The organism is Pseudomonas sp. R1-15, from assembly GCF_051132085.1.
Taxonomy (GTDB): Bacteria; Pseudomonadota; Gammaproteobacteria; order Pseudomonadales; family Pseudomonadaceae; genus Aquipseudomonas.
On record NZ_CP071660.1, the window covers coordinates 2,880,560 to 2,906,644 of the forward strand.

Below are 26,085 nucleotides of genomic sequence, written 5' to 3' on the forward strand. Positions count from 1 at the left end.
TGGCGGATTTCTCCGCCGAAAGGACTGATATCTCACCTGCCGCCAGACCTGACAAGAGGCGCAGATTGATTCGGTAGATTGCATCAGTTGCGGCTTCACGCACCGCAGTTATTGCTCAAATCGACAGCAGGCTCAGCAGCAAATATCAGCGGATTTTTCGCCGGTGCTTTTTGTAGCTGCGTGAGCACGCACCGCTCAATAACATCGCTGGCGGTCAATCTGGCCGAGCATCGGTTCACCGTGCTGATGCCGACGGATGTTGTCCAGCAACACGCCGAAGGCACTTTCGGGTTGAGTCATCGCCGCGATATGCGGCGTCAGCAGTATCTGCGGATGCTGCCAGAACGGGTGATCCGGCGCTGCCGGCTCCTGTTGCAGGACGTCAAGCACCGCCGCGCTGAGTTGGCCGCTGGCCAGGGCCTCGAGCAGATCCTCTTCTATCAGGTGGCCACCACGGCCCATGTTGACCAGGGCAGCACCCTCGGGCAGATGTCTGAATAATTGACGGCTGAGAATCCCTTGGGTCTGCTCGGTCAATGGCAGGACGCAAATCACGATGTCGCATTGGCCGAGGAAGGCCGGGAGCTGTTCGTCACCGGCAAAGCAATTCACCCCGGCGATGTGATGCTCGCTGCGTGCCCAACCTGACAAGGCGAAGCCAAAGGTCTGCAAGGTGGCCAGAATCTGCCGGGCCTGCATGCCGAGCCCCATGACCCCGACCCGACGCTGGGCCGCCGGTTGCAGCAAGTGCGCCTGCCAGCACCGGGCAATCTGTTGCTGGCGATAACGGAGCATATCCCGGTGCAGGCTGAGCACGGCGAAGCTGGCGTACTCGCACATGCCCCGGGTGATGCCGGGATCGAGGAGACGGACCACCGGCAGGGAGGTGGGCAAGCGATCAAGATCAAGCTGATCGACCCCGGCCGACAAAGCGAACAGCACTTGCAGGTTCGGCAAGAGTGTTTCGAGGTCATCCGGCGCCTGCCAGGCGGCGAGGAAGTGAATGTCCCTCGGGTCGCCGATGTCCGGCCAGGCGCGCCATTCGATGTCCGGAGCGTGCTCGGCGAATAGACGCTTCCATTGTTCACCGCGTACCGGGTCGGCTTTATACAACAGGGCCATGGGTCACTTCTCGTGCAAGATAGGGAACATCCAGCATGCCCGAGTGGCAAAGCAGGATGTATCGAAACAACCTGCGTAATCACCGGACACTGCTTTGTACAGGGCGTCTGCCGGCAGATTCCATGGGGCTGGAGTCGGCTGAAGGATTCTGCTGTTTGCCGGGGTGAAAACAGTCGATCCGAATTTCCCAGAGGCCAAGTTCGGCTTAGACAATTGTGTCGAACGCTTAACCTGTGGAACACATCGCAGCCGTTTCCCGGTTGCCTGGTTCACTGTGGGAGATGCCATGAACAGTAAAGTCGAAGAAACCCCGAGCCTGCTCCTCCAACGCGATCAATTCGTGCCACGAGGGTTGGTCACCGCGCATCCGCTGGTCATCGACCGGGCCCAGGGGGCAGAGGTGTGGGACGTGGATGGGGCGCGTTATCTGGACTTCGTCGGCGGCATCGGCGTGTTGAACATCGGTCATAATCACCCGAAGGTGATCGCGGCGGTGCAGGCTCAATTGCAGAAGGTCAGCCACGCGTGTTTCCAAGTGGTGGCCTACAAACCGTATATCGATCTGGTCAAGCGCCTGTGTGCCTTGGTGGGTGGGCAGCAAGCCTGCAAGGCGGCGCTGTTCACTTCCGGCGCGGAAGCAGTGGAGAACGCGGTGAAGATCGCCCGCGCGCATACCAATCGTCCCGCCGTCATTGCCTTCCGGGGCGGTTTCCATGGGCGTACTTTACTGGGTACGACGCTGACGGGCATGAGCCAGCCCTACAAGCAGAACTTCGGACCTCTGGCGCCGGAGGTCTACCATACGCCATACCCGAATGCCTATCGCGGTTTCAGCAGTGATATGGCGTTGCAGGCAGTCAACGAATTGCTGGCGACCCAAGTCGCTCCGGATCGGGTCGCGGCGATTATCATCGAGCCGGTGCAGGGCGATGGAGGCTTCCTCAGCGCGCCACCAGAATTTCTCCAGGCGCTGCGAGTCCTGACCGAGCAGCACGGCATCGTGCTCATCCTCGATGAAATCCAGACCGGTTTCGGTCGTACCGGCAAATGGTTCGGTTTTCAGCACGCCGGCATCCAGCCGGACCTGGTCACCGTCGCCAAAAGCCTGGCCGGAGGCCTGCCCATCTCGGGCGTGGTGGGGCGCGCGCACATCATGGACGCGCCATTGCCCGGTGGCCTTGGCGGCACCTACGGCGGTAACGCTCTGGCGTGCGCCGCGGCATTGGCGGTGATCGAGGCTTATGAGCAGGAGCATCTGCTCGAGCGTGGCCAGGTCCTGGGGGAGCGGCTGCGCCAGGGCCTGCTGCGCTTGCAGGCCCGCCACCCGCGCATCGGTGATGTGCGCGGCACCGGCTTCATGCTGGCAATCGAACTGATCAAAGACGATGAGGCCCGCAGCCCGGATGCCGAGCTCACCCAGCGCCTGATCGATCAGGCAAGGATAGGCGGGCTGTTGGTGATCAAATGCGGGGTGTACCGAAATGTCCTGCGCTTCCTCGCTCCCCTGGTCACCGAAGAAAGTCAGATCGACGAAGCACTGGCCATCCTGGATGCCGCATTGCTGCGGGTAATGGATTAGTCTCAGGTCTCGGTCGGCAAGTTGGCGATTTTGTCGACCGAGGCAGCCAGGCATAAGGATTGATAAACGCACCATGGGAGGCGACACATGCACCTGACTGATTATCGTGCGCTGCTGATCGATTGCGACGAAGTCCTGGTCGATCGGGATTCCGGTGTCTGGACGGCCCTGCAACCGTTGCTCGAAAACCGTCCGGGCATGCCGGGCAAGGAACAGGTATTGGCGGAATTCGACGAGGCGGTACGCGGGCTCTATCCACGTTTTTCCGATCTCGGCTTCAGCGGCTTGTTGTGTTTTGCCCATCGCCAGTTGGCGGAGCGCCTGGGGCTCAAGGTCAGCTGGGAAGAGGGCATGAGCTTTGCCCGTTCGGCCTGCAACTGGTCGCTGTTCGAGGACGCACCAGGTGCCATGTTGTATCTGCGCAAATTCTACCGGTTATTGGTTTACTGCGATCGTGATGCCGAGGATCGCGACCAGCTCTGCGAACGCTTGGGAATTCCACCCGAGGACCTGCATTCGCGAGCCAGCAATCCACTGGAGGATGAGGCATGGTTGCTGCAGAACCAACTAGAGCCTGCAACGATCATGCAAGTGTCCAGACCGCCCGCACAACCGCCAAAATCGGCTGGCCTGTGCCTGATCCGCCGTGGCCATGAGCCTGAAAATCAAGAATATTCCGCCGATTTCTACATCACCAGCATGGCCGACCTCGTCGCTCAGCATCAGCTATCTTTGCGCCGTTGAATTTGCTAAAACCACTGTCAGCCTGAAGACGACCGAGGGGTACCCGATGGAAGGTTTAATAAAACTAGACCGAATTGATATCAGTATCCTTGTTGAACTTCAAAAGGACGGTCGGATGACCAATGTCAGCCTCGCCGATGCCGTGGGACTGTCGTCCAGCCCTTGTCTGCAGCGGGTCAAACGCCTCGAATCAGCCGGTTATATCTCCGGGTACAGGGCGCATCTGAACCTTGCAAAGATCACCGACTCGGTCACGGTATTTACCGAAATCACCCTCAGCGACCATAAACGGGAAGACTTCGCCAAGTTTGAATCGAATATTCGTCTGGTCGACGAAGTACTTGAGTGCCACTTGATCAGCGGCGGTTACGATTATCTGGTGCGCTTCATGACGTGCAGCATCCAGCATTATCAGGAAGTGATCGAAGGGTTGCTGGACAAGAACATCGGTATCTCCAAATACTTCAGTTACATCGTCATCAAATCGCCGGTGCTCAAGGATGGAGTGCCGTTGCGCCGACTACTGCGCCATTGAGCCCACCGCTGACCCGTGGGAGCGAGCCTGCTCGCGAAGAGGCCGGTTCATTCAACGATTTCATAACCGTGATAACCCTATCGCGAGCAGGCTCGCTCCCACACTGGATTTTCTACAAAGTCAGATTGTCTGCCCGCCGGAAACTTCGATGCGCTGCCCGGTAACCCACCGGTTGTCCTCCGCCAGCAGGCTCGCAACCATTGGCCCGATGTCGTCCGGGACGCCCACCCGGCCAAGGGCAGTCATGCCAGCAAATTGCGCATTCAGATCCGGCATGTCGCGCACTGCGCCGCCCAGGAAGTCCGTGGCAATCGCGCCAGGGGCCACCGTATTTACCGTGACTCCGCGGCCGCCCAGCTCTCTGGCCATATAGACCGTGAGGGTTTCGATCGCGCCTTTAGCGGCGGCATACGCCGAGAAACCGGGAAAGGAAACACGCGTCAGCCCGGATGAATAGTTGACGATGCGACCGCCATCGATGATCAGTGGCAAGAGCGCCTGCGTCAGGAAAAAAACACCTTTGACGTGCACATTGAACAGCTCATCGAACTGCTCTTCGGTGGTCTCGGCAAACGCCGCCATCGCGCCGTGACCCGCGTTGTTGAGGAGGAAGTCGAAATCGGCTCGACCCCAGCCTCGCTGGAGGGCGCCGGAAAGCGTAGCGACGAATGTGCCGAAGCTGGAGACGTCACTCACATCGACTTTCAACGCAACGGCTTTGCGCCCGAGCCGTTCGATTTCCCCGACTACATCACGGGCCTGGGCCTCGCCGTTACGATAAGTGAGGATGACGTCGTTGCCCTTTTCGGCGATGGCAATAGCGGCATTGCGGCCCAGGCCACGGTTGGCGCCGGTAATGAGCGCAATCTTGTTCATTGGAAATACCTCTTGGTGAGTTGGAATAACCTGCGATTTCGCTAGCGGCTTTTTGTCGATAGCCGATAAGCATGGCAGAGCACGGCGATGAGCTTGCCCCGCGCTAAGGATTCTGTTATCAGTCGGGCAGACTGTAGGCAAACCGCAGCTGCTTTAAAAAGACTTTATATGCTCGAACCCATGCCTTAGAGGTATCGCTTGATGGAGCTGCGTCACCTTCGTTACTTCGTTGCCGTTGCCGAAGAGGGCAACCTGACCTCTGCCGCGACCCGACGACTTCATACCGCGCAACCATCCCTTAGCCGCCAGCTGCGCGATCTGGAGTTGGAGGTTGGCGCGCAGCTGTTTGTCCGCAAGGCCAGGGGCATCGAACTGACGCCGGCCGGAATAGCGTTCCTTGATCAGGCCAGGCTTGCGCTCAGTCATGCTGAAGAAGCCGTGGCGGCGGCTCGGCGAGCGGCAAGGCCGGCGAAGAAGGTGTTCTCGGTGGGTTTCCTGACGGGGCAGGAGGTGGACTGGCTGCCCAGCGTGACGCGTTTGCTTCGGCATGAGCTGCCCAACATCGAATTCAAGGTCATCAGCTTGCAATCGCCCTCGCTGGCCGACGCTATTCAACGCGGCGACGTCGACCTGGGCTTTCTGCGCGTGGAGCCGCGGCCGGATGTCAGTTATGAGGTTGTCGCGAAAGAGCCATTGCTGGTCATCATGCCGAACGACCATCGCCTGGCCTCGATGGGTGATATCGATCCTGCCGAGTTGGCCTGCGAGACGTTCATCGGCTGTTCGGAGATTCCCCATGTACTACGCGATGTCATCGCGCAGTATTTCGCCAGTTGCAACGTGCAGGTCAACGCATCCTACTGGCTGGACGACTACGGCACCGGGATCTCCCTGATCAGCTCCACGCGGGGCGTTGCCATCCTGCCAGCCTACGTGGAGCCGCTGCTGCCGTGGACGATCGTCAGCAGGCCGCTCAAGGGAACACGGCCTACCATTGATCTGGCGGTGGGTTATCGGACCGACAATCCGTCACCTATCCTGAAAATGTTCCTTGAGAACATCGATCAGATAAAAGACGCAGGGCCGCTGGGCAATCGGCGCAGGACGGACAACTAGCGGCGAAGCCCGGAGTGCCCAGGTGCTTACGGTTGAAGAGAGGGGATCATGCAAGACATCTACCACCTGTCCCGCTTCGTCGAGGCCCAGAACCCGGTGTTCGATCGAGTCATGGACGAGTTACGCGCAGGCCGCAAGACGAGCCACTGGATGTGGTTCATCTTCCCTCAGTTGCAGGGCCTCGGGCGTTCCGAAATGGCTGCGCGTTTCGCCATCTCCGGCATTGCCGAGGCCCGTGCGTATCTCCAGCACGACGTGCTTGGCCCGCGACTGGAGGATTGTGTGGAAACAGTTCTGCTGCATCACGGGAAGAGTGCCGGGCAGATCTTTGGCTCACCCGACGACCTCAAGTTTCGTTCCTGCCTGACGTTGTTCAAGAGCGTCCAACCGGGATCTTCCCTGTACCAACAGGCGCTTGACCGGTTTTATTCGGGCGAGCCGGATCGCAAGACACTGCTACTGCTTGAGCAACCGAGTTGACGTGGCGAGACGACCCGCCGCCGGCTGGCCAGCCATTTTCACTTGCCGACTTCCTGCTCCGCCAGAATCGATGCGGTGAGGGGGCTTCGCGTCTTTGCAAACCACCACCACGCCGCGGCTCCCAGGAGCGTCGCCAGCACAGCCAAAATCAGGATCACCGGTTGCGTGCCCAAGGGCGCCGCCAGCACTGCTACCAACAAGCCGGCCAACGGCTGCGAGAGGTTGTTGAGCAAAGTGATCACGCCCACCGTCTTACCGAAGTCCTTGGGCGGAATCACCTGTTGCCGGATCGTGCGCATGTAGACGTTGAACATCTTGTCGAAGCCGACGATCAACAGGAAGCCCACGACGTAGCCGACCAGGTTCGGGCTCAGGGCACTGATGAAGCCTCCCGCGGCGATCATCGAATAGCCGACGCCTCCCGAGACGCGCAGAGGCAGGGCGACCCGGGCGAGAAAGAACAGGATCACGATCGTTGTCACCGCGCCAGCCGCCTGAAGGCCCGCGTAGTCGTCCTTGCCGGCGCTGTACTCGCCAAGCACCATGGCCGCCGAGGTCGCCAAAGTGACACCCACGACCAGGTTGACGCCTACCGCCAGGGTGATGATTTTCTTCAGCTCTGCCAGGTTACGGATATGCCCGAAGGCAATCCGCAGCGGCTGCAACCAGATGTCCTGATGCTGCTCGAAAACCTCCAGCGTGATACGGCTGAGGCGTTGCCAGACCAGCATGCTCAGATCGGCCAGCAGGAACAACCCGGCGATCCACAGCACCACCCAATGCCAGGCCCACACTTCCAGCATCAGGGCCGCCACCAATGGCCCGAGCACCAGCCCGGTCTGGTCGGCGATCTGCGAGTAAGACAAGGTCTTGGTGTAGCTGTAGTGCTGGAAGATGTGCGGCATCAGCACTTCACGCGCCATGATGCCTTGCGTTGTCAGCACCCCGCACACCGCTGACAGCACGACGACCCAGGCGATGCCACCAAAGACCCCATGCAGCGCCATCGCCAGGACACACAGCAGGGCCCGGTAGACCTGGCTGATGTGCAGGATCCTGATGGGCGAATACTTGTCGCACAGGGCGCCACACAACGGAAACGCCAGGAATCGCGGCAGCGACTCGACGAAAAACGCCAGCCCGGCCCAGGACGCGCTGTTGGTCGTCTGGAACACTACCAGCGGTACGATGAACAGCAGGATCTGATCCGCCAGCCGCGACAGAAACAACGACATGAAAAAAGCGAGGTAATCCTTACGCATGGAAACCTCCTGCGGATAAGCGACGGGGCGTGGCGGCGAAGAAAATCATCAGTAGGCCGACCCTGAACTGTCGTTGAGATTGTGTCGTTCGTCACCGCGCAGTGGCGGATTGAAGACGCTGACCAGGATCAGGTCCTGGTCCTTGCCACCGCGCAGGAAATGCCGGTCATGCTGATCGAGCACGTAGACATCGCCAGGCCGGATCGCAAAGACATTGCCGTGCATGTCTTCGACTTCACCTTCTCCGGCAATGCAATAACAGGCCTCCAGGTGATTGCGGTATTGCAACAGCGACTCTGTACCTGCACGCACGACGGTATGGCATAGCGTAAAGCCCATGGCGTCACGTTCAGTGAGCAAGCGATGACTCGTGCCGGCACCCCACTCGACGAAGTAAGGGGTTTTCTCGACCTCGGATATGTTGCGAATGAACATGGGGACCTCTTTGAAATAGTCGATGGAAAACAAATCAGTTCTTTGCAGTGCCGGCGGCGACGGGCCGCAGCAGCGCATCGCCGCTGGCCAGCATCGCCTCGTTCCAGGCAACGTCCCGATGCGCGGCCATGGCCTGGATATCACGCCAGTGGCGCTGGAGCGGGTTGCCGGCGACCAGGGACGACGCACCGAGCCTTTCCACCAGACGGCGCACGGCCTGCACGCACTGGCCCGCCAGATAGGCGCGGTCGCGCTTGAGTTGAAGCAGTTGTCGCGTGTCTGGCGGCCGGTCATTCATACCGGCGTCATGCAGTCGGGTGATCAGCGAGTCATACAACAACCCGGCGCTGTACAGCTGTGCTGCCGAGTGGGCGGCCTGTTCGGCGATCCGCGGATCGCTCACCGCCAACGAACCGTTGAGCCCAGTGACAAAAGCGCCAAGAGCACCCTCGGCGCACCCGAGCAGCGGACCGATGATCGACGTGGTGAGGTAAGGCACCAGGGGCATACGGTCGATGTAGTCGGCCGCCGGTGCATGCGTGGCCTGCGCAAACACTTCATGCAGCGCGAATACGCGAGCATGCGGCACCAGCAATTGGCGGGTCAGTACGTCATGGGAGCCGGTCGCCGCCATACCACAGCTGTCCCAGCTGTCGAGTCTTTCGACTTCATCGGCGGCGACCAGCACCAGGAAACGTGGGGTGTGAGCCGCGTCCGGGTGATTGGGGCAGGGGGCGTTGAGCATCAGCCAGGTCGCGTTCTCGATCCCTGAACCGAAGCGCCAGCGCCCATCGATCCGTACCCCGGCGGAGTCAAAGGTCAGCCGGCTATCGGCACTGATGGAGGCTGAGGCGAAGAGCTGTCGTGGGCCATCGGTGTAGAGCTGGTCCGTGCAGGCAGGCGGCAGTCGTCGGGCGATGGCGCCGTGGCCGCCCACCAGCGCGAGCATCCAGCCCGTGGAGGCGCACGCCCGCGCGGCGATCCGCGCGCTTTCCACCAGTGTGGGCCAGTGTCCGCTGCTCGTCACCGGCGCGCGCGGCGTCAACAGATCCAGCCAGCCGCCGGCAAACAATTCGTCGAAGGTGCTGTTGCTCAGCCGTCGATTCGCTTCAGCCATGGCGGCCCGCTCGCGCCAGCCGGGCAAGTGCTCGACGGCTCGCTGACACAGCGAGGGTTGTGCGGCCGGATGGAACGCCTGCTCGGCAAGCTCAAGCATCGTCTTGCCCCCCGGCACTGCGCAGCGTCGCCACCGCGCCCAGGCGCGAGCCCTCGAAACAGAAGTCCGCAGGTTGCACCACCGGGCCCAACAGCCGAACCAATCGCTCGATTTGCTGTGGATCGTCGGAGGCGACGAACTCACAGAAATTGCTGCTGTTCCACAACAGATGGACGCACTTGAACCGGGCGCACAGGGCGCCTGCCAATTCTTCGAAGGTGACCTGGCCATTCTGCATTTGCTCAAGCATCTGCTGGCGTTTCCAGTGGATTTCTTCCTCGCTGAAGTAGCGGGTCTTGAATTGCTCATCCTTGACCCGTTCCCTGCGCAGGTATTCCTCCGGGTCCGGGTGGTTAAGCTTTTCAAGGAAAAACACCAGGCCGCCAGGCTTGAGAAATTGCTGGATATGGGCGATCTGCCGGTCACGGTCGCGGCTGTAGAACTGGAACGCGGCCATCTCGTAGATGAAGTCGAAGCCCTGGCTGAAAAGCCTGTATTCGGGTTGCTGCAGCAGGTCCGGTGTCACCTTGAACACCGACTGCGGATAGAACCGCGACAGCGCCGGGTCGGCATACCGGTCGAAGGCAACCTGGTTGGCCCGATTCGGCGATGAGGTGAAACTGCGGATCAGTCCATTGGAATGGCCAGCAACGGCGCGGCCGTTACTGCCATCAAAGGCATCCACTTCGAAGAGACTGAAGGTCTGGCCTGTTTCTCGGATATTGGCCTCAGCCAGGCGCGTCAGGGCTGCGCCGATCCTGGACAACTCCTCGAGAATGTACGGCACGCTGGCGAGAAAGTGGGAGAACAACGGTCCTGCCCCTTCGATCAGGCGATCGTGGTAATCGAGAACCAGCGGATCCTGGATCTCGCCGCGCAAGTGGCTGCCAAGAGACTGCATGGGCACCTGGCTGGCGCCTGTCGCCAGGCTATGGAAGTGCGCGGCAAGCTTGAGCATGGCGCTTTTTTGCAGGTCCCTGTCGAGGTCGGTGTCATCCATGGATTGCGGGGAAGTTTTCATGACATGGCTCCTGCTGTCAGATCAGTCCTTTGGTGGTGAACTTGCCCGAATCGGTTTTCGGCAAGGCCTTGAGGAATGCCCACTGGGCCGGGACCATGTGCCAGTCCAGATGCGCCTTGCAGTGATCGAGCAATGCCTGTTCGCTGGTCTGGCCATGATCGGCATCAAGCACGATGCAAGCCTTGGGCACGTGCCCGGCCGACTCGTCGGCAACCGGCACCACGAGCACCTCGGCGACCGCTGGATGCGCGGCCAGGCACTGCTCGATTTCTCGCGGATTGACGTTCCAGATATTGCGCGCGAAAACGTCGTCCTTGCGGGCGACGTAATAGAGGTAGCCTTCGGCGTCCTGCTTGAACAGATCCCCGGTTCGATACAGGCGCGAATGGCCGAAGGCATCGTGGACAAAGGCGTTGGCATTCGCTTCGGGCATGTTCCAGTACTCAAGCATCAGGTAGTCGCTGGTCACCAGCAACTCGCCTATTTGTCCAGGCTGCTCGATACGCTGGCCCTGTTCGTCTACCAGGTACACGCTGACTCCCGGCAAAGGCTTACCCACCGAGGTCGGTCGTTGGTCGATTTCTTCGGGCGGCAGGTAGCTCACGCGCTTGCACTCGGTGAGCCCGTAGTTGGAAAAAATCCGCACCGCGGGCAGGGCTTTGCGGATCCGCTGGATATGACGACTGTAGAGGGCCTGCCCGCTGCTGGAGATGTAGCGCAAGCCAGGCACGCGCGCCTGCCAGTGCGGGCCCGTATTGGCCAACAGGAAGAACACGGGGGGAAACACATGCATTGCCGTGGCCCCCTCGCGTTCGACCACCGCGAGCACCTCCTCGGCGCTGCTGGCCGGCCGGCTTTCGATGACACTGGTGGCCCCGGCATACAGCGGCATCATCACGTTGTACACCCCGTAGTCGGATGCCAGCGTGGAATAGCTGAGGACACGATCATCGGGGCTGATTTGCAGATACGCAGTAACCCGGCGACAGGCCGCCAACATGATACGGTGATTGACGAGCACGCCTTTCGGATTGAAGGATGACCCCGAGGTATAAAAGATCGAGGTGGGGCGTTCAGGGTCAGCGGGCAACGGAGAGGAGGGCGCGGACTTCTTTCCTCCGAGCGCAGCGACGGCATCGGCAAGCTGCATGACCTTGGGCACCGCAACCTGGGCTGGAACGGTAAGCAGGACCAGTTCCAGGCCAGCCTCGTCAATCAGGCCAGGCAAATCATCCGTACAGTCGGTGATCAGTACCCGGGCGCCCGAGTGCTTGAGCTGATGGATCAGCTTGGTACGACTCAAGGTGTGGTGCGTCGCTGCGCTGATCACTCCAGCCTGCAGCAGGCCCAGGTAACCTGCGATCAAATCGACGGAAATGGGCGCGTACAGGCCCACCCGGTCACCGGGAGCAATGCCGAGCAGGGGGAGCACCGAGGCAATGTCATCCGCGCGCTGCTGCAGTTGCTGATAGGAAGTTGCTTGCCCGTCGAGGACGATGGCTGGCTTGGACGGGTATTTTCTTGCATTGCTGGCGATAACCTGATGGAAAAGCTGCATGGCTCAATATCCTTTTCAAGCTGAATGTCGCAAAGTCATTTACGTTTTCGCGCACACACCGAGACGTAGGTGCCTTGCCAGGTATAGGGAGCTATTGGCAAGTTTGCCGAATCGCTTAATGGCCAACTTTGCTTATCAAAGAAATGCCGCGACGCATAAATGTCGAAATCACCCAGCCAGGCATCAAATAACCCTTCGCTGTCCTGGACAGACAAGCCCGCTTCCTTGTCCCAGATGAAGGGTTCTCCGCTCGCTTGAAAGTACCGCGACAGGTCCGATAACAGATCAAGGAAAATATATCCGCCAGGCTTTACCGCACCGATAATCTTGGCCATTACCGTCTGAAGTTCATCTTTATTGAAGAAATGCAGAACTTCGGAACAGACAAGTACGTCGTAACTTTCACGCAACGGCTCGTACGTCAGAATGTCAGCCTGCTGGAAATTCAGATCCTTTAGCCAGGGATTGAGCTGGCGACTCTGTACGGTGCTGTCGACCATGTCCACGCCGCTCAGGCTATAGCCCTTGCGCGCCAGGGCGGTAAGGTTGCGACCGTCTCCGCAGCCGAGCTCAAGGGCATCGCCGGGGCCGTCAGGCAGGGTGGATAAAAACTGTTTGAACTCTTCGCGTAGTTCACCAAATAAAGCACCGTTATTACAGGCGCTGTATTCGCTGTCGTACCATTCCTTCAGAACCGAACTGTCTACTATTTTCATGGTTATCCTCTGCCGACGACGATGGGCATTGCACAACAGTCCCTTCAGCGCCAAGGCGCCGAATAGAGCGATTAGTTGGGAAACGAGGAACTGAAGGAGAGTGACGGGATAACCGATGGAACTGTACTGAGGAAAACCATCATGAACTCCATTTGATTATTGTTATGGCATCCGCGCCAAATGATGATTGAAGCTGAACCGTAGCGGAGGGAAATATTTCATCGGCTCCATTAGCCTGTCAAGGCGATTCCAGGAATTGGATCCAAGATTTTTGTCACCGTCGAGTGACATAGCTGAGTATCTGTAGGCAATTGCTTATTGCTGGAACATGAACATTTATTCAGGCGGACTCAACACGCCGCGAATCAACGCGGCGAACGCTTCAATCACTTCATCCTGGGCATGTCGCCCCCGCACCAGGGCGCCGGCAAGTGCTTCCCCCGCACCGACCAGACCGGTGCAGCAGCGCTCAAGTTCTGCGCTTGCCAACGTCGCGTGAGGCGCAAGTACGCTCACGAACATCCGTACGCAGTTGTCGAGCAGTTCCTGGAAAACCGCCGCCTTCTCTTCACTGCCCGCCAGGGCCGCGCCGACCGCATGGAACTCATCGGTGTTGTCTGCTGCGCACTGAATATAGGCGCTGGCCAGGACCTGAGCGGTTTCCTCCGGGCTTCGCGCAGTCCTGCTCATGGCCTCGCGAAAAGCGCGGACCCGCTCGGTATCAATCCATTTGTACAGCTCGATCAACAGCGCCGAGCGGGTAGCGAAATGATCGTACACCACCGGTTTGGACACGCCCGCGCGGACGGCCAGGCGGCCGAGGGTCAAGCTGTCGGCGTTTTCCTCGCGCACGATCAATAACGCAGTGTCCAACAGCTGCCGGCGCCGTTCGGCTTTCGAGAGTCGGCGGGAAGGGGAGTTGCCTGTAGCGGTTTTAATGGGTTTCTGCACGGTGGCGCATCCAGATCAATAAAACCTACCAATGGTAGGTGACAAGGCGTGAGAGCGTGATAGTTTACCTACTAACAGTAGGTTTTAGTCCAGAAACGAGGAGAACTCACGATGTCACTTGATCCTATCTTGTTCATGGGTGGTTCCGGCGCCATTGGTCACCAGACTGCCCGAGCGCTGCGCGCCGCTCATCCCGACGTACCGCTGTTGATCGGCGGCCGTGACCTTGCCAAGGCTCGGCAGGCCGCTAAGGAAATTGGCGGGGCGCAGGGCGTGGTGATCGATTCCACTGCGGACGACCTGGGACTTGGCGCTCGCCCGGTCAGCGGGGTTGTGGTCTTTTATATGGACCACGCGATGGCCGGATTGCGCTATGCACAAAAGCGTGGGGTGCCGCACCTCAGCATTTCTTCCGGAATTTTCGAGATCGCGCCGGAAATCGCCACGTACATGCACATGCCCGATGCTTCGCCCATAGTCCTGGGCTACGAATGGATGGCAGGCGCGACGACGGTGGCTACATTGAGCTGTGCCCAGGCGTTCAGCCGAGTCCAGGAGATCAGCATCAACGCGCTGGTCGATGAACAGGACACCGGCGGGCCGACCGTCGCCAGCGACTTTGAACACCTGAACAAAATGTTGCCTGCCGCGTTGACGCGACGCGACGGGGTGTTCGTCTGGCGCGAAGGCGAGGACTCCAAGGCCGGCTTCCACGCTGTGGATGGTACGCAGATCGAGGCCTCAGGCTTTTCGTCGATTGATGTCGCCGGCCTGGCCACCGCTACAGGTGCGCCTGATGTTCAATTCAACATTGGCATCGGGGTCAGCTCAACCCGACGTCAAGGCAGGCCGATGTCCACCGAGATACTCATCGAACTTGCCGGCGAAGACCTCAACGGCAAACCGCTGCGCACCCGTCATGCCGTCGTTCACCCAGCGGGCACTGCACCGCTGACCGGCCTCAGTGTGGCAATGCTCCTGGAGCGTCTGCTCGGTCTGGACGGCCAACCATCGACGCCGCCAGGGCTTTATTTCCCTTATCAACTGCTGGACGCCAGCGCGTATCTGCGGCGTCTGGAGCAGGAGGGGGGTGAGCTTCGCCAGCTTCAGCTGTGATGTAGCTCGATCAGCAAGCTCCCTCGCCACGGGGTCACGGGGTAATTTTCAAGAGTCTTTGTTGCCGCAAGACCGGTGCACTGGTTGGAAAGAGCACTTCATCCGGTCGAAAGCCGGCGAGGCCGCAGGCAGCGGCTACGCGCTGGCGTTGCTGGCCCCGGACGAGGGCTTGCTCAAAGCTGCGTTCGCTGTGGGCCAGCCCCAGCATGTAACGAGCCCCCACCTGGAATTGTCCGCCATTGGCCTGCCACCAAGCCTCGATTGCCGACGGGTCGGGCCAGGGCAGGTTCTCATCGGGGTCCATGGCGACATTCGAGTCCTCAGGGTCATCGTTCGGCCCTGCGACGAAGTCCGGTGAGCTGCGCAACTCCAGGTCGAGCAGCGCCAGGTCGGCGCCGGTGATGAGGCTGAAAGCTTCGCCAGCGACCCGGGCGTAAGGCAGGTCGTTCATCTGCTGGATCAACCACGGGATGCTGACCGGATCGCCCAGCAGTCCCAGGGCCTGGATGCCCAAGCGCCTATCCCTGGGATCCTGCACGCACTGGCGTATCCAGGCGATGCTGGGTTCGCGGTCCTGCCAGGCCAACAATACGCAAAGCGCGCGATACTGAAACTCGCCCGGTTGCTCGGCAAATTGACGCAGAGGCTCAAGGGCCTGCTGGTCGCCCATCTGGGCGGTGGCCCAATTGGCCCAGAAGCGCGTGGCCGCGTCCTCATGCAGACGGTGGGCGCGAGTTTCCGGCAGCAGGTCCCGACGTCGCAGCTCGCCAGCCGTGCGCACGGCACGCGCCAGCACGCTTGGCTCAGCCTCGGACAGTCCGGCAAGCAGGGCCGGGCCAGGATCGCGGCGATGCATGCCGCAGGCGGCCAGGCCGAGACGACGGAACAGCGGCTCCGGAGCGGCGAGCATGCGCTCGATCCAGGGCGATAGCTGTTGCCAGTCCAGCCACCCCAGGGCCATCAGATAACCACGCTCGGTTTCCACCGCACTGCGCAGATGCTCGCTGAGCCGCGACAGCACCTTGGCCTCGGCCGCCTCGAAGGCCAGCACCACGCTGGCGAACATCTCGCCGACAGCGTCGGGACCGAGCTGGGCCAGCAGGATTTCCAGGCCGGTTGGTCCGGCGATCCGCAAGCCATCGAGGTGAGCCTCGATGCGCTCCTCCAGTTTGCCCAGGTCGTCGAGGTCATAGTGGGGGGCGCGTAATGCGTAGTCGCGCAGGATCGCGAGGAACGCGGCTTCCTCGACGTGCAGGTCAAGGACGACGGGCAATGTCTTCATCATGCGTCGCCGCCGAGGCTTGGGCGGGTCGGGTCAGTCAATTTGCAGGCACCGTTTCCAGTTTGTACCGTCGAACTCCATCACGTCCTTGGGCCCGATGGACCACATGATCCCGTCGGCTGCACTCAGGTGATAACAGGTGCGCGGTGCGTCATCGCCGAAATCGACGGGGATGAGCTGGCCATCTTCCAGGCGATAGATGAAATGGGTGGAAGACACGTACAGATGGCCGTCGAAATACTCCATGCCCCAGAGGTCTTCCCGGGTGCTTTCGTGGTCGATCACTTCCCATTGGTCATTGCGCCCGCGCAGCAAGGTCCCGAGTTGGCCGCAGGCATAGGCAAAACCGTCCGACGCGCAGCGAACCTTGTAGAGGGCCAGGTTGGTCGGGCTGTTCTGCTGCGTAAAGACGGAGCCGTCGTATTTCCAGATTTCGCCTTCCCAACCGACGGTATAGATTTCCTGCTCGCTGAACCCGTCGATGGATTCGAAGCTGGTGTCGGTGATGGGCGTGTCGCCCACCTGGGCGCTCTGGTCGATGCAGCGCCACTGGTCCTCGCCGTCGCGAACGTAGGCTTGGCGGCAGGTGCCTACGGCGTAGGCGCGGCCTTTGGCGATGCCACGGATTTCGCGCAGAGGGCCGCGTTTTTTGGGGTCGACGCCGCCACTCGCGATGCTTTCAGTGTTAACCGTACCGCCGCCACTGGCTTCTACAGTTCCATCGGTGCCGAGCATCAGGTACCGTTCGATCGGTACATGGCAGACCGTCCCGGAACAGGCAAGCCACGGCACTGCAGCTGCGCCCCAGGCTCCACAATCCAAAGTGATTAATATTGAATCCAGGTAGCCTTCGCTGATAGCGACGTCGTGCGTTGCGATCAAATAACCGAGGTCCGAGTAGCGCACAACTCCTGTGCCGATGCTGAGTCCTTGGAAGGGCGAGTCTTGAGTGTCCATGTTGATCCTCTGATGTAAGTAGATTAACGGCGGGATACGACTCCGATCATCTCGGCCGCAGCCTTTGCGCGCTCAAGTGGATCGCTGGTCATTGAAACGCTGGCGTTGATCGGTTTCTCCACACCGTCGTCCTTGGCTTCATCGTGATACCTGTTCAACTGTGCTTCCAAGCACTCCTGAGAACATTCGGAGTCCGGGAAGGTTCTCCTGGCAGCCAGCGCCCCTGTGGTTGTGGCTTTGGCCCTCGACCATTCACCTTTTGCATCAGCCTCGTGCAAAGCCACCACGCCACGGCGGGTGTGCATCTGGCCGTGGGTGGCAGTGGTCTGGTTGGGCCCCTCGACGCACATCACCGGGGCCTTGTCGGTCTTGTATTTGCTCCAGCCATCTTTTGTCGGGTGCTGGTTCCTGGGCTGCCCGACGGACGCCGGCCCGTTGGTAAAAGACGCGGAGTCGATGAGGTGGTCACCTGTCTGTCCCGGGCAGCACCTGTTGGGCTTGTACGGGGCAAGGAAACAGCGCAACGCCTTTTGGCAATCGTTGGCATTGATCGACGTCGCCAAGGACGAATATTCACCTTGGACTCCCGTGTGTGCCGCCAGATAGGCTGGGTCGGTTTTAAAGCTGTCGCCGGCGGTTTTTTTCGCATCGCTGCGGGCCTTGATGGCGTTTTTCAGCTTGTCCGTATCCGGGCAGCTCGTTTCCTTGTTGGTGCCCTTGCAAGCCTCGTTTGCTCGCGCTCTTTCACTTTCGCATTGCCCCAGCTCCTCGGCCAATGCCATTCGGTCAGCATAAGGCCAAGGCACCGTATTCCCGGGCTGAGAAGCATGGTTATGAGTAGTCAGATCCATGTGCCGAACAACATTCTTGCCTTCATATTTCACATCCATCGACCAGGAGGTGAAATACACCTTGCCCTTGTTCCGGCTGGTGACGATGCCTTTTTTGGGCGCGTTCCCAGCCTCGTCGCCATAACTGGTCTTGAAAAAGCTCTTGTCCTTGAGCATCACTTCCTTGCCGCTGATCCTGACCGTTCGACTGCCCTTGGTTGTGTCCTTGGCCATGCCGGTGTTGGGGTAGGGGATGGGCACGCCGAGCGGGGTGGGCGGGGCCTGCGGAGGGGTGAAGCAGACATCCGGGAAACAGGCGATCGACTTGCCGTCGGCCGCCTTGCAGGAAACTTCCATGTTGTTGGCAAAGACTTCGTTGGCCATCAGGCAGCCCTCACAATCCGGTAGCTGAGCAGTGCGGCCGCGCGCTCGCCGGCATCGTTGCCCAGGTGGCAGAAAATATTCGGCCCTTCGCCGTAGCCCTTGCGACTGGCAGCGAGGGCCACGGCGAGCATTGCCGGGCCGATGGCCGCACCGACTTCGCCGATGCAATCCGCCGGATGCCAGAGATGGAAGAACTCCTTGCGCACCCGCAGACTGCGACTCAAGGCCAGGGAAGCCTCCTTGAAGTAGTACTGTTCGCCGGAAATATCCGTCAGGCGATAATCCATCTGCTCCAGGCCGCAGCCCGCTTCGTTCAGCGCTGCGCGTACAGCCTGGGTCAGGCCTTCGGCGCGCAGCGGCAGGTCTTCGGATTCCACCGTGGCCTGTTCCAGGCCGAAACCCAGGCCGATGCAGGTTAACTGCGGCGTTTCGCTGGCGACCGGGGCGGCCAGCACCACGGCAGCGGCGCCTTCGCCGGGAATGAAACCGTTGGAGTTCTGGCTGGTGAGCAGGCGCTCGCGCGCTTCGAAGGCGGTCAACGTCGCTCCTGCCAGAAAGGAATCGACGCCGGCAACCAGTACGTGGCGACGACCGCCCTGGTAGATCAGCGTGCGCGCATCGAGCAGGGCCACGGCAGCACTGACCCGTCCCCGGGCAATGACGCTGGAGTCAGGATGGAAGCGCAGCCCCAGCTCCGTTTCGATGGCCTGCAACAGCCCCTTATCCAGGCCGCTCAGGCGTCCGGGACGCTCGGCTTCCGCCACGCACAGCAACAGCGGCGTCTTTTCCGGATCGACGCCGGGAATGCTCTGCAATGCTTCGCCAATGGCACCGGCAGCCATCTTGATCAGCTTGGTGCGACCGCGCCAGGGCTGTTCCAAAGGTACGCTGGCGCCAATGATCCACTCGCCGCCGCGGTCGATGAAGCGGGTTTCCTGGAAGTTGTCGATGGCGCAGCGGATCGCCGCGCAGCTGGCCGGTGCGCTGAGGCCAACAGCGCTGACCATCCCCGAACCGATGACGCACAGAGCACTCATCAATCGGTTTCCTCAGGAGCACGTTTGGCCTTGACCAGGGCGCCCAGCGACGGGTAGTACTCCTTGCCTAATTCACGCGCACGCCACCAAGCCGTGGACATCGTCCCGACCAGCACCTGGGCAATCTCGAAAATGTTGCGCCGTAGCGGACGGGAAATCCGCCAGGTCAGTTGCACCTGGCGGGCGTCAGTGTCGATCAGCAAGGTGTCGATCACCGCCGAGACCGTTTCATGGCCGCCTTTTTTCATAAAAAAAGTCACCGGCACAGCCATTTCGGGAATGCGAAAGCCTGCCCGCTCCTGGGACGTTAGGTTCAGCAACAACACCTCTTCGCCGCCGCGCAGGTAATCGGTTTGCTGGTCTTCAGGCGCTGCCTGGAAATAGCGGTTGTCGAAATCCCCAGGCAGGAACGGAAAACAATCGGCCAGCCAGGCATCGTCGTAAGTACCGGCGAAGCGCGCACGTTGCGGCCAACTGCGCCCAATTGGCCCGAGGGCCATGGGGCGGAAATCGCCAGAAGGGCTGTCGATCGGCTTGCCCGGTTCCTCGGTGTTCGGCATCGGTCGACCGACGATGTCAGCGTCGTCGCAACTGTCTGGATACCAGCCGCAACCGCTCGGGTTGTCCTGGTAGCAATGACGCATGTCGGGGATGTTCTCCATGGGATGAGAACCGCCGAAAGCCTGGGCATAGGAGATAGCCTGCACGGTGAAAGGCTGCGGTGAGCCGGCATGAATACCTGAGATTCCCAGTTGCCACTGCCGGGGACCGAACACTGAAAAAGCCTTGCTCACCCGACCGACACGAATACCGGCAGTCAACTGCGTCACCGGCCGACCACCCGGTGCATAAGCTTTGCCCGATACCAGCACGTCGCAGAATGGCTTGATCGGGGCGAAGTCCATTTCCTCTCGTGGCGCGCTGAGGCCCGGCTCGCCGAAGAAGGTGTCGGCCATCAGCAGCGGTTGCTGGATGTCTGCGAGGGTCGCGGCACGCCCGTCCAGCGGCAAATCGAAGGTGCCCTTGGCCACGACGACCAGGGATTCGCGGCCGTCGCTCGCCATGCCCAGGGTATAGGCAGCCTGCAGTTTGCTGGCGTTGAGCAGTTCCATGAGGCGACTTACCTGTCAGTTGATTTGCACCGAGCCGCCCTTGATGCGGTTGACCCCGCTGGAGCGGCTGGAGAGGTAGGTGCCCCGGATGATCACCTTGCCCGCGCGGGTGAGGGTGATGCTGGCCTTGCCGCAACGCAGGACGATCTCCTGTTTCGCGCTGAACTCCAGCCGCTCGCCATCGAGGTGGGCGACCGTTGGCGTTGCGCTTGCCGGCAGGCGCTGGATGCGGCCGATCACCAGCGGCCGGGCCGGGTCACCGGCCTCGAACATCAGCGCGACCTGGGCGCCGATGTCGTCACGACAGAGCGCGGTGGTGGTGCGCGCGGCGAGGCCGGTTTCGCCGGGACAGCCGGGGAAGGCCACGACCGGAGCGTCCGGCGTGGGTACGTCCAGCAGCACCCCGATCACGACGCCATCCACGCGCGTCGGCGTGGCGGTGGAAGATACGGGGAGATGATATTCAACGGTCATGACGCCTGCTCCGTGGCTCAGTTCTGCAGAATTTTCTGGCCTTTGACGACCACATTCTTGTTGGCCTTGATGTTGATGGCGCCAGAGCCATCGACGGTGATGTTCTTGCCCTTGATGACGATGCTGCCGTCCTTCTTCATGGTGATGCTGGCGGCGCCGGTAGTCAGGCTGATCGAGTCGCCGGCGTTGAGCACGAAATGCTTGCCCACATCCAGGCTGTCGTTCTGTTTGATCCCCGTGCTGCGGTTCTGGGCAACGTCGCGGGATTCGTTCTGGCCGATCCGGGTGCTCTGGTTGCCGTTGATCTCGACCCCTTCGTTGCCCTGCACCGTTTCATTACGGTTGCCCGCGATGTCGATGGTCTCGTTGCCACCGACGTCCTCGGTGCGGTTGCTGGCGATGCTGATTTTTTCGTTCGCGCCGACTTTTTCCGTGCGGTCCGCGCCGATGGTGATGGTTTCGTTGCTGCCGACCCGTTCGGTGCGATTCGCGCCGATGCTGATCTTTTCATTGCTGCCGACATCCTCGGTGCGGTCGACGCCGATGGAAATGGTTTCGTTATTGCCTACCGTTTCGGTACGGTCGTGTTTGACCTGCACGGTTTCATCGTTGTCGACGGTCTTGCTGCGATCATGGCCGACCCAATGGGTTTCGTCGTTCTCGACCTCGATGTCCTGGTTCTTCTCGGCGTGAATGAACAGCTGCTCCGCGCCTTTTTTGTCTTCCATGCGGATTTCATTGAAGTTGGCCTGCGTGCCGTCCTTGCTCGATCGGCTTTTCACGCCGCTCTGAGTGGCGTTGGCCGGCAGTTGGTAAGGCAGGGTCTGTTCAGCGTTGTAGACGCGGCCAGTGATGATCGGCCGGTCCGGGTCGCCTTCGAGGAAGCTGACGATGACTTCCTGGCCGATTCGAGGAATCTGCACCGAGCCCCAGTTCTTGCCGGCCCAGGCCTGTGAGACGCGAATCCAGCAGGAGCTGTTTTCGTTGGACTGATCATGGCGATCCCAATGGAAATGCACCTTGACCCGACCATACTGGTCTGTCCATATCTCCTCGCCACTGGGACCCACCACCACCGCGGTCTGTGGACCGCGGACAATCGGCATGGCCGTGACGGGGAGGGGGCGAAACGCCTGGCTGGCATCCATGCAGTCCAACTCGCTGACGAACTGTTCAGCCTGTTCCTGCTGCCCGCTTTCGTAGGCTTCCTGGCGGATCTGGTAGCGTGCGACGACTATCAGGTATTCGCGGTTCTGGTCCGCGCGGTCATAACCGGTCAGCGTGAACAAATGGCCGGAACCCAGCCCGCGAGCGCGGCCACGTAGCTGCACGCGCTCGAACTGGCTATGGATGGCTTCAATGCGGGTTCGCGCATAGTGGTCGCCATCGTTGCTCTGGACGTACTCACCGGGGTAGTCGAAGAGCGGGTATTCGCCATTGCTGTGGTTGCGCGGCACACTGGAGCGCACCTCAAGGCTGGCGCGCGGCCGCAGGAAGTCATAGTCGTTCAGCGCCAGCGAGCCGGGTTGCACTTCACGGGCCATCTGCCAATCGTAGAAATGGTCGCGCTCGCGCATCTGCCGATCGGGCGGATAGAAGGGCACCGACGCGTAGTCCGCCGCCGTGGAATGAGCGCCGTAGGCATCGGCCAGCACCAGTACATGGCGGGACTTTTCATGGCGGAAGTAGTAATAGATGCCTTCCTGCTCCATCAGCCGACTGACGAAATCGAAGCTGGTCTCGCGGTACTGCACGCAATATTCCCACTCGCGGTAGCTGCCGCTCAGGCTGTCTTCGAAGTCGGAGAAGCCGAGATCGCGAAATACCTGCTTGATGATGTCCGGCACGGTCTTGTTCTGGAAGATCCGGCAATCCGAGGTGCGGGTGAGCAGCCAGAACCAGGGCCGCAGGCTGACGCGATACCCGGCGAACTGCCCGTGCCCGGTCAGCTGTCGACAGGTGCTGACAATACCGTGGAAATAACGTTTGCCTCCGTCATAGAGCTCGAGGGTCAGGCCCATCGGCTTGCCCAGCAACTGGTCGAACTTGATCGCCCGGTCTTCGGAGGTGAGGTCCAGCTCGTAATGGAACAACCGCCCCAGCTCTTCGCTGCCGTCCATGCTTTGCAGCAGCAGGACATCGCCGCCGAGGGGACTGTCGACCTGCACCAACCGGTTGTTTTGCGTGATTGCCATTACGGCGTCCCCTGGCTCACGTGCGAGCGGCAGTCAGCCGTTCAGGAGACTGGGCAGCGTCCTCAGCCAGGCAGGCAGAATCAAGGGGTGTGGCGCTTTGCTCAGATAGTTGTACATACACCACAGGGGGATCTCCATATCGGCCTTGAATCTATCCAGCCAAAGCGAACGCGCAATGGATCCTTTTACGCGAATCATCCAAACCTCCACCGTATCGATAAGTGGAGGCTATCCATTTAGTCTTATTGGTTATAGCAGCCATTCTGAATAACGCACATAGGACAGCTGTTCTATGCGTATGGCGACTCGTGGCGTCGCGGCCACTGCGCAAGCGAGCGCAGGCAAACTGTCGCTTCAGAAAAAGCGTCTATCTGGGCAGCGGCGAATCAGGTACGGGAGCAGGCGGTCGCTGGGGCTTGACCGACGTGCCAAAAGTGTTGCCCATGCGTACGCCGGTGGCTGCCGGCGTCGCGAGGCCGACACTGTTCGGTGCGCGTCTGTCGACCGGCACATCCAGCCTGTCCTGCGCGTGTTGCGCAGCGGCGGCGGTCTCGGGGTCGTTGCCCATCTGGCGGCTCAGGCAGTTGTAATCCGGTGTCTTGTAGCCGCCGACAGTCACCTCGATACAGGCCGGGGCTTCTTCGCCCTGGACCCCGGGCAAAGTCATCAGCAAGCCGATTCCGGCTGTCATGCTCATCCACTGTTTCATCGTTGACCTCCTGGCCCGCCACGGTGGTGGCTCATCGTTTCGACACCAGTCTAGTGCCGCGCGCGGGATTTGTGTCGGGTGTCATACGACATTCATAAACACCCATCAGGATGACGTTTTTCAACGGATACGTCAGTCGTGCAGCAGGGCATAACCGGGGGCGGACGCAGGCGTGGATTGGCCAGGGCGCCCTTGGGGTGGCTGATGGTGGCGTGGTGTCTGCTAGCCGGGCCGGCCCAGGCAGTCGGCATGGTGGACCTGGACATTGCGCCTCAGGAACTGGCCCCGGCACTGGAGCAATTCAGTCGGGCCACAGGCATGGCGGTGCTGGTGGATCACGCCTTGTCGAACCGGCGCCAGACGATGGGCGTCCAGGGGCTGTTCACGCCTGCCCAAGGGCTGACTGTTCTGCTCAGTGGTACCGGGCTGGCGGCGCAGTATGCCCGTGCGGATGCATTCACCTTGCAACCGGTACAGGTTCGCGAGGTGCCATTACCGCCGGGCGCCACAGCCGGATTGAGCGACAACAACTATGCGGCAACGATCCAGGCGGTCATCCAGCGCAACCTGTGCCGTTCGCCATTGACCCGACCGGGCAGTTTTCGCGCGTTGTTGCAAGTGTGGATCGGACGCGACGGCGTGGTGCAAAACAGTCGGCTGGTCAGTTCCACGGGTGATGTGTTGCGTGACAAAGCCTTGGTCAACAGTTTGCAGAACCTCAGGATCGACCGTCCGGCGCCCAGTTCGCTGCGCCAGCCGGTGACCCTGCTTTTGTTACCCGATTCATCAGGAAAAAGCATGGAATGCACAGCAGGGGAAGAGGTGTTCGGGCAATGAAAGACGCTGGCCGCAGCCCGATGGTCAAGCTGTTCCTCACCTCCTATGAGGATTTCAAGGTGCGCCTGCGCAGGCGCCTGGGTTCCGAGGAACTGGCCAACGATGTGCTGCATGAAACCTACCTGCGGGTCGACCGCATGGGCGACACGCCGGAGATCGTCCAGCCTAACGCCTACCTCTATCGCATGGCCCTGAACATTGCCGCCGACCGCCGGCAGTCCGATGCTCGTCTGCTCACCGGCAGCGAGATCGAAGAGCTGCTGCAAATCTGCGACGAAGCGCTGGACCCGGCTCGGGTGGTGGGTGGCCAGAAAGAGTTGCAGACCCTGCTTAAGGCCTTGTACGAGTTGCCGGCGCGGCGCCGCAGGATTTTCATTGCCGCGCGCCTGGAAGAGGCCCCGCACCTGGAGATCTCCCAGCGTTTCGGTATTTCCACGCGCATGGTGGAAAAGGAAATCAAGGCTGCGTTGGGGCATTGCGCCCTGCGCCTGGAAAGAAAAGTCATTCAGCGGTTCGGTCCCGGCGCGGGAAAACCGTCTTGAGAGTAGAGACCCGACCCATTCATGAGTGTGTGTGCGCTTGAACATCTTCAGCATCGCGTCCCCTGACGATACGCCCGAGGCCAGACTGGCCGGCGAGGCCCATGACTGGTTGATCCTGCTGACCTCGGGACGCGCCACCGTCGCCGATGCCCGCGCCTTGCGCCAATGGTGCGGACAGAGCGCCGAACATGCGCAGGCGTTCGAGCAGGCCAAGGCGCTGTGGCATGGGCTGCGACCGGCCGCCGAAGCGGTGCAGGGGCCTCGGCATTTTGGCCGTCGGGCGTTGCTCGGTGGCGCGCTGGCCGCCTCCGCGGGCTTCTTGCTGATCCGCGCCACGGTGCCGGGTGGCGTTTCCGGGCTCGCTGCGGACTACGTCACCGAAGTGGGCGAACAGCGCCGGGTCGAGCTGGGCGATGGCGTGAGCCTGGAACTCAATACCCAGACTCGCCTCAGCCGCCTGGCGCTGGCCGAGGGCGGGCAGGGCCTGGAATTGCTCGCCGGCGAAGTCGAAGTGTCCGGCGGTAGCACCGCGACGATCAACGTCCAGGCCGGCGCCGGTTGGATCAGCGCCGCGCGGGCCCGGTTCAATCTTCGCTACATCGATCAGAGCGTCTGCGCAACCTGTCTGGAGGGCGTCGTGCAGGTCCAGGTGCAGGGCCGGCTGTTTCGCCTCGAGCCGGGCATGCAATTGACGTACGACACCCGCCAGGTCAGCAGCCCACAGGCCGCCGATGTATCCGCCGCCGTTGCCTGGCGCGAACAGGTGCTGGTGTTCAACGATGCGACCCTGGCCAGCGTCATCGACGAGATCAACCGTTATCGGCCGGGCATGCTGCTGTTACTCAATCGCGAGCTGGGCTTGCGCAAGGTCCAGGCCCGTTTCCGCCTCGATCAACTGGCTGGGGTGGCGCTGCTGATTCGCGATGCCTATGGTGCCAAGTGCACCGAGTTGCCGGGTGGGGTGGTGGTGTTGAGTTAGTTCAGCGGCGCCTGGGCCGG

26 protein-coding genes are annotated in these 26,085 nt (G+C 60.9%); 9 read left to right on the forward strand and 17 right to left on the reverse strand.

Annotated elements, in window-relative coordinates; translation table 11 throughout:
• Nucleotides 1-195: 195 nt before the first annotated feature.
• On the reverse strand, nucleotides 196-1,122 hold the full coding sequence (locus J3P97_RS13000; protein ID WP_434674392.1) for a 2-hydroxyacid dehydrogenase: 927 nt from the start codon (nucleotides 1,120-1,122) through the stop codon (nucleotides 196-198).
• 286 nt (nucleotides 1,123-1,408) lie between these two features.
• Between J3P97_RS13000 and gabT the strand changes: the two genes are divergently transcribed.
• From gabT to J3P97_RS13015, 3 genes are all read left to right on the forward strand, one after another.
• A complete protein-coding gene (gabT, locus tag J3P97_RS13005) occupies nucleotides 1,409-2,701 on the forward strand; it encodes a 4-aminobutyrate--2-oxoglutarate transaminase (protein WP_434674393.1) in 1,293 nt (430 codons plus the stop codon).
• An 87-nt stretch (nucleotides 2,702-2,788) separates the two neighbouring features.
• Entirely contained in the window at nucleotides 2,789-3,445 is a 657-nt protein-coding gene (locus J3P97_RS13010) for an HAD family hydrolase (RefSeq protein ID WP_434568476.1), read from the forward strand.
• Nucleotides 3,446-3,491: 46 nt separating this feature from the next.
• Nucleotides 3,492-3,980 carry an Lrp/AsnC family transcriptional regulator gene (locus tag J3P97_RS13015; RefSeq protein ID WP_008146530.1) on the forward strand — a complete coding sequence of 163 codons (489 nt, stop codon included), beginning with the start codon at nucleotides 3,492-3,494 and terminating at the stop codon, nucleotides 3,978-3,980.
• A 120-nt stretch (nucleotides 3,981-4,100) separates the two neighbouring features.
• Here J3P97_RS13015 and J3P97_RS13020 read toward each other — a convergent pair whose 3' ends face one another.
• Nucleotides 4,101-4,856, reverse strand: coding sequence for an SDR family NAD(P)-dependent oxidoreductase (locus J3P97_RS13020; RefSeq protein WP_434674394.1), 756 nt, complete (start codon nucleotides 4,854-4,856; stop codon nucleotides 4,101-4,103).
• 201 nt (nucleotides 4,857-5,057) lie between these two features.
• On the opposite strand from J3P97_RS13020, the gene J3P97_RS13025 reads away from it, so the two are divergent.
• Both J3P97_RS13025 and J3P97_RS13030 read left to right on the forward strand, forming a co-directional pair.
• Nucleotides 5,058-5,972: a LysR family transcriptional regulator gene (locus J3P97_RS13025; protein WP_434674395.1), complete on the forward strand. Its 915-nt coding sequence runs from the start codon at nucleotides 5,058-5,060 to the stop codon at nucleotides 5,970-5,972.
• A 48-nt stretch (nucleotides 5,973-6,020) separates the two neighbouring features.
• Nucleotides 6,021-6,452, forward strand: coding sequence for a DUF1810 domain-containing protein (locus J3P97_RS13030; protein ID WP_434674396.1), 432 nt, complete (start codon nucleotides 6,021-6,023; stop codon nucleotides 6,450-6,452).
• 38 nt (nucleotides 6,453-6,490) lie between these two features.
• On the opposite strand, the gene J3P97_RS13035 is transcribed toward J3P97_RS13030, so the two are convergent.
• The 7 genes from J3P97_RS13035 to J3P97_RS13065 form a co-directional block, all read right to left on the reverse strand.
• Complete coding sequence (locus J3P97_RS13035; RefSeq protein WP_434674397.1) at nucleotides 6,491-7,714, reverse strand: MFS transporter; 1,224 nt, start codon at nucleotides 7,712-7,714, stop codon at nucleotides 6,491-6,493.
• 48 nt (nucleotides 7,715-7,762) lie between these two features.
• On the reverse strand, nucleotides 7,763-8,149 hold the full coding sequence (locus J3P97_RS13040; protein WP_305501143.1) for an ectoine synthase: 387 nt from the start codon (nucleotides 8,147-8,149) through the stop codon (nucleotides 7,763-7,765).
• Nucleotides 8,150-8,183: 34 nt separating this feature from the next.
• Nucleotides 8,184-9,365, reverse strand: coding sequence for a hypothetical protein (locus J3P97_RS13045; protein ID WP_434674398.1), 1,182 nt, complete (start codon nucleotides 9,363-9,365; stop codon nucleotides 8,184-8,186).
• Complete coding sequence (locus J3P97_RS13050) at nucleotides 9,358-10,386, reverse strand: class I SAM-dependent methyltransferase (protein ID WP_434674399.1); 1,029 nt, start codon at nucleotides 10,384-10,386, stop codon at nucleotides 9,358-9,360. Before J3P97_RS13050 ends, J3P97_RS13045 begins: the two co-directional genes overlap by 8 nt.
• Nucleotides 10,387-10,402: 16 nt before the next feature.
• Nucleotides 10,403-11,944 carry a class I adenylate-forming enzyme family protein gene (locus J3P97_RS13055; protein WP_434674400.1) on the reverse strand — a complete coding sequence of 514 codons (1,542 nt, stop codon included), beginning with the start codon at nucleotides 11,942-11,944 and terminating at the stop codon, nucleotides 10,403-10,405.
• Between the two features lie 35 nt (nucleotides 11,945-11,979).
• On the reverse strand, nucleotides 11,980-12,660 hold the full coding sequence (locus tag J3P97_RS13060; protein WP_434674401.1) for a class I SAM-dependent methyltransferase: 681 nt from the start codon (nucleotides 12,658-12,660) through the stop codon (nucleotides 11,980-11,982).
• 336 nt (nucleotides 12,661-12,996) lie between these two features.
• Nucleotides 12,997-13,611 (reverse strand): TetR/AcrR family transcriptional regulator, encoded by a 615-nt coding sequence (locus J3P97_RS13065; protein ID WP_434674402.1) that lies wholly within the window; start codon nucleotides 13,609-13,611, stop codon nucleotides 12,997-12,999.
• A 111-nt stretch (nucleotides 13,612-13,722) separates the two neighbouring features.
• Between J3P97_RS13065 and J3P97_RS13070 the strand changes: the two genes are divergently transcribed.
• The gene (locus J3P97_RS13070) at nucleotides 13,723-14,727 is read left to right on the forward strand and encodes an NAD(P)-dependent oxidoreductase (RefSeq protein WP_434674403.1); all 1,005 of its coding nucleotides are present in this window, start codon (nucleotides 13,723-13,725) and stop codon (nucleotides 14,725-14,727) included.
• A 34-nt stretch (nucleotides 14,728-14,761) separates the two neighbouring features.
• Here the strand turns inward: J3P97_RS13070 and J3P97_RS13075 are convergent, their stop codons facing one another.
• From J3P97_RS13075 to J3P97_RS13110, 8 genes are all read right to left on the reverse strand, one after another.
• Nucleotides 14,762-16,009, reverse strand: coding sequence for a TIGR02270 family protein (locus tag J3P97_RS13075; RefSeq protein WP_434674552.1), 1,248 nt, complete (start codon nucleotides 16,007-16,009; stop codon nucleotides 14,762-14,764).
• A 33-nt stretch (nucleotides 16,010-16,042) separates the two neighbouring features.
• Nucleotides 16,043-16,966 carry a hypothetical protein gene (locus J3P97_RS13080; RefSeq protein ID WP_434674404.1) on the reverse strand — a complete coding sequence of 308 codons (924 nt, stop codon included), beginning with the start codon at nucleotides 16,964-16,966 and terminating at the stop codon, nucleotides 16,043-16,045.
• Between the two features lie 23 nt (nucleotides 16,967-16,989).
• Entirely contained in the window at nucleotides 16,990-18,180 is a 1,191-nt protein-coding gene (locus J3P97_RS13085; protein WP_434674405.1) for a PAAR-like domain-containing protein, read from the reverse strand.
• Nucleotides 18,180-19,217 (reverse strand): hypothetical protein, encoded by a 1,038-nt coding sequence (locus tag J3P97_RS13090; RefSeq protein WP_434674406.1) that lies wholly within the window; start codon nucleotides 19,215-19,217, stop codon nucleotides 18,180-18,182. The genes J3P97_RS13085 and J3P97_RS13090 overlap by 1 nt, the downstream gene beginning before the upstream one ends.
• Complete coding sequence (locus tag J3P97_RS13095; protein ID WP_434674407.1) at nucleotides 19,217-20,329, reverse strand: DUF2169 family type VI secretion system accessory protein; 1,113 nt, start codon at nucleotides 20,327-20,329, stop codon at nucleotides 19,217-19,219. The genes J3P97_RS13090 and J3P97_RS13095 overlap by 1 nt, the downstream gene beginning before the upstream one ends.
• Before the next feature lie 15 nt (nucleotides 20,330-20,344).
• Nucleotides 20,345-20,803 carry a DUF6484 domain-containing protein gene (locus tag J3P97_RS13100; protein ID WP_305501128.1) on the reverse strand — a complete coding sequence of 153 codons (459 nt, stop codon included), beginning with the start codon at nucleotides 20,801-20,803 and terminating at the stop codon, nucleotides 20,345-20,347.
• A 17-nt stretch (nucleotides 20,804-20,820) separates the two neighbouring features.
• On the reverse strand, nucleotides 20,821-22,998 hold the full coding sequence (locus J3P97_RS13105; RefSeq protein ID WP_434674408.1) for a type VI secretion system Vgr family protein: 2,178 nt from the start codon (nucleotides 22,996-22,998) through the stop codon (nucleotides 20,821-20,823).
• Between the two features lie 367 nt (nucleotides 22,999-23,365).
• Complete coding sequence (locus J3P97_RS13110; RefSeq protein ID WP_434674409.1) at nucleotides 23,366-23,707, reverse strand: hypothetical protein; 342 nt, start codon at nucleotides 23,705-23,707, stop codon at nucleotides 23,366-23,368.
• Nucleotides 23,708-23,911: 204 nt separating this feature from the next.
• Between J3P97_RS13110 and J3P97_RS13115 the strand changes: the two genes are divergently transcribed.
• Genes J3P97_RS13115 through J3P97_RS13125 form a run of 3 tightly spaced genes read left to right on the forward strand, consistent with a single transcriptional unit; the run spans nucleotide 23,912 to nucleotide 26,065 of the window.
• Nucleotides 23,912-24,544, forward strand: a complete 633-nt coding sequence (locus tag J3P97_RS13115; RefSeq protein WP_434600742.1) for a TonB C-terminal domain-containing protein — start codon at nucleotides 23,912-23,914, stop codon at nucleotides 24,542-24,544.
• Nucleotides 24,541-25,086, forward strand: a complete 546-nt coding sequence (locus J3P97_RS13120; protein ID WP_434600743.1) for a sigma-70 family RNA polymerase sigma factor — start codon at nucleotides 24,541-24,543, stop codon at nucleotides 25,084-25,086. The genes J3P97_RS13115 and J3P97_RS13120 overlap by 4 nt, the downstream gene beginning before the upstream one ends.
• 37 nt (nucleotides 25,087-25,123) lie before the next feature.
• The gene (locus J3P97_RS13125) at nucleotides 25,124-26,065 is read left to right on the forward strand and encodes a FecR family protein (RefSeq protein WP_434674553.1); all 942 of its coding nucleotides are present in this window, start codon (nucleotides 25,124-25,126) and stop codon (nucleotides 26,063-26,065) included.
• Nucleotides 26,066-26,085 lie beyond the last annotated feature (20 nt).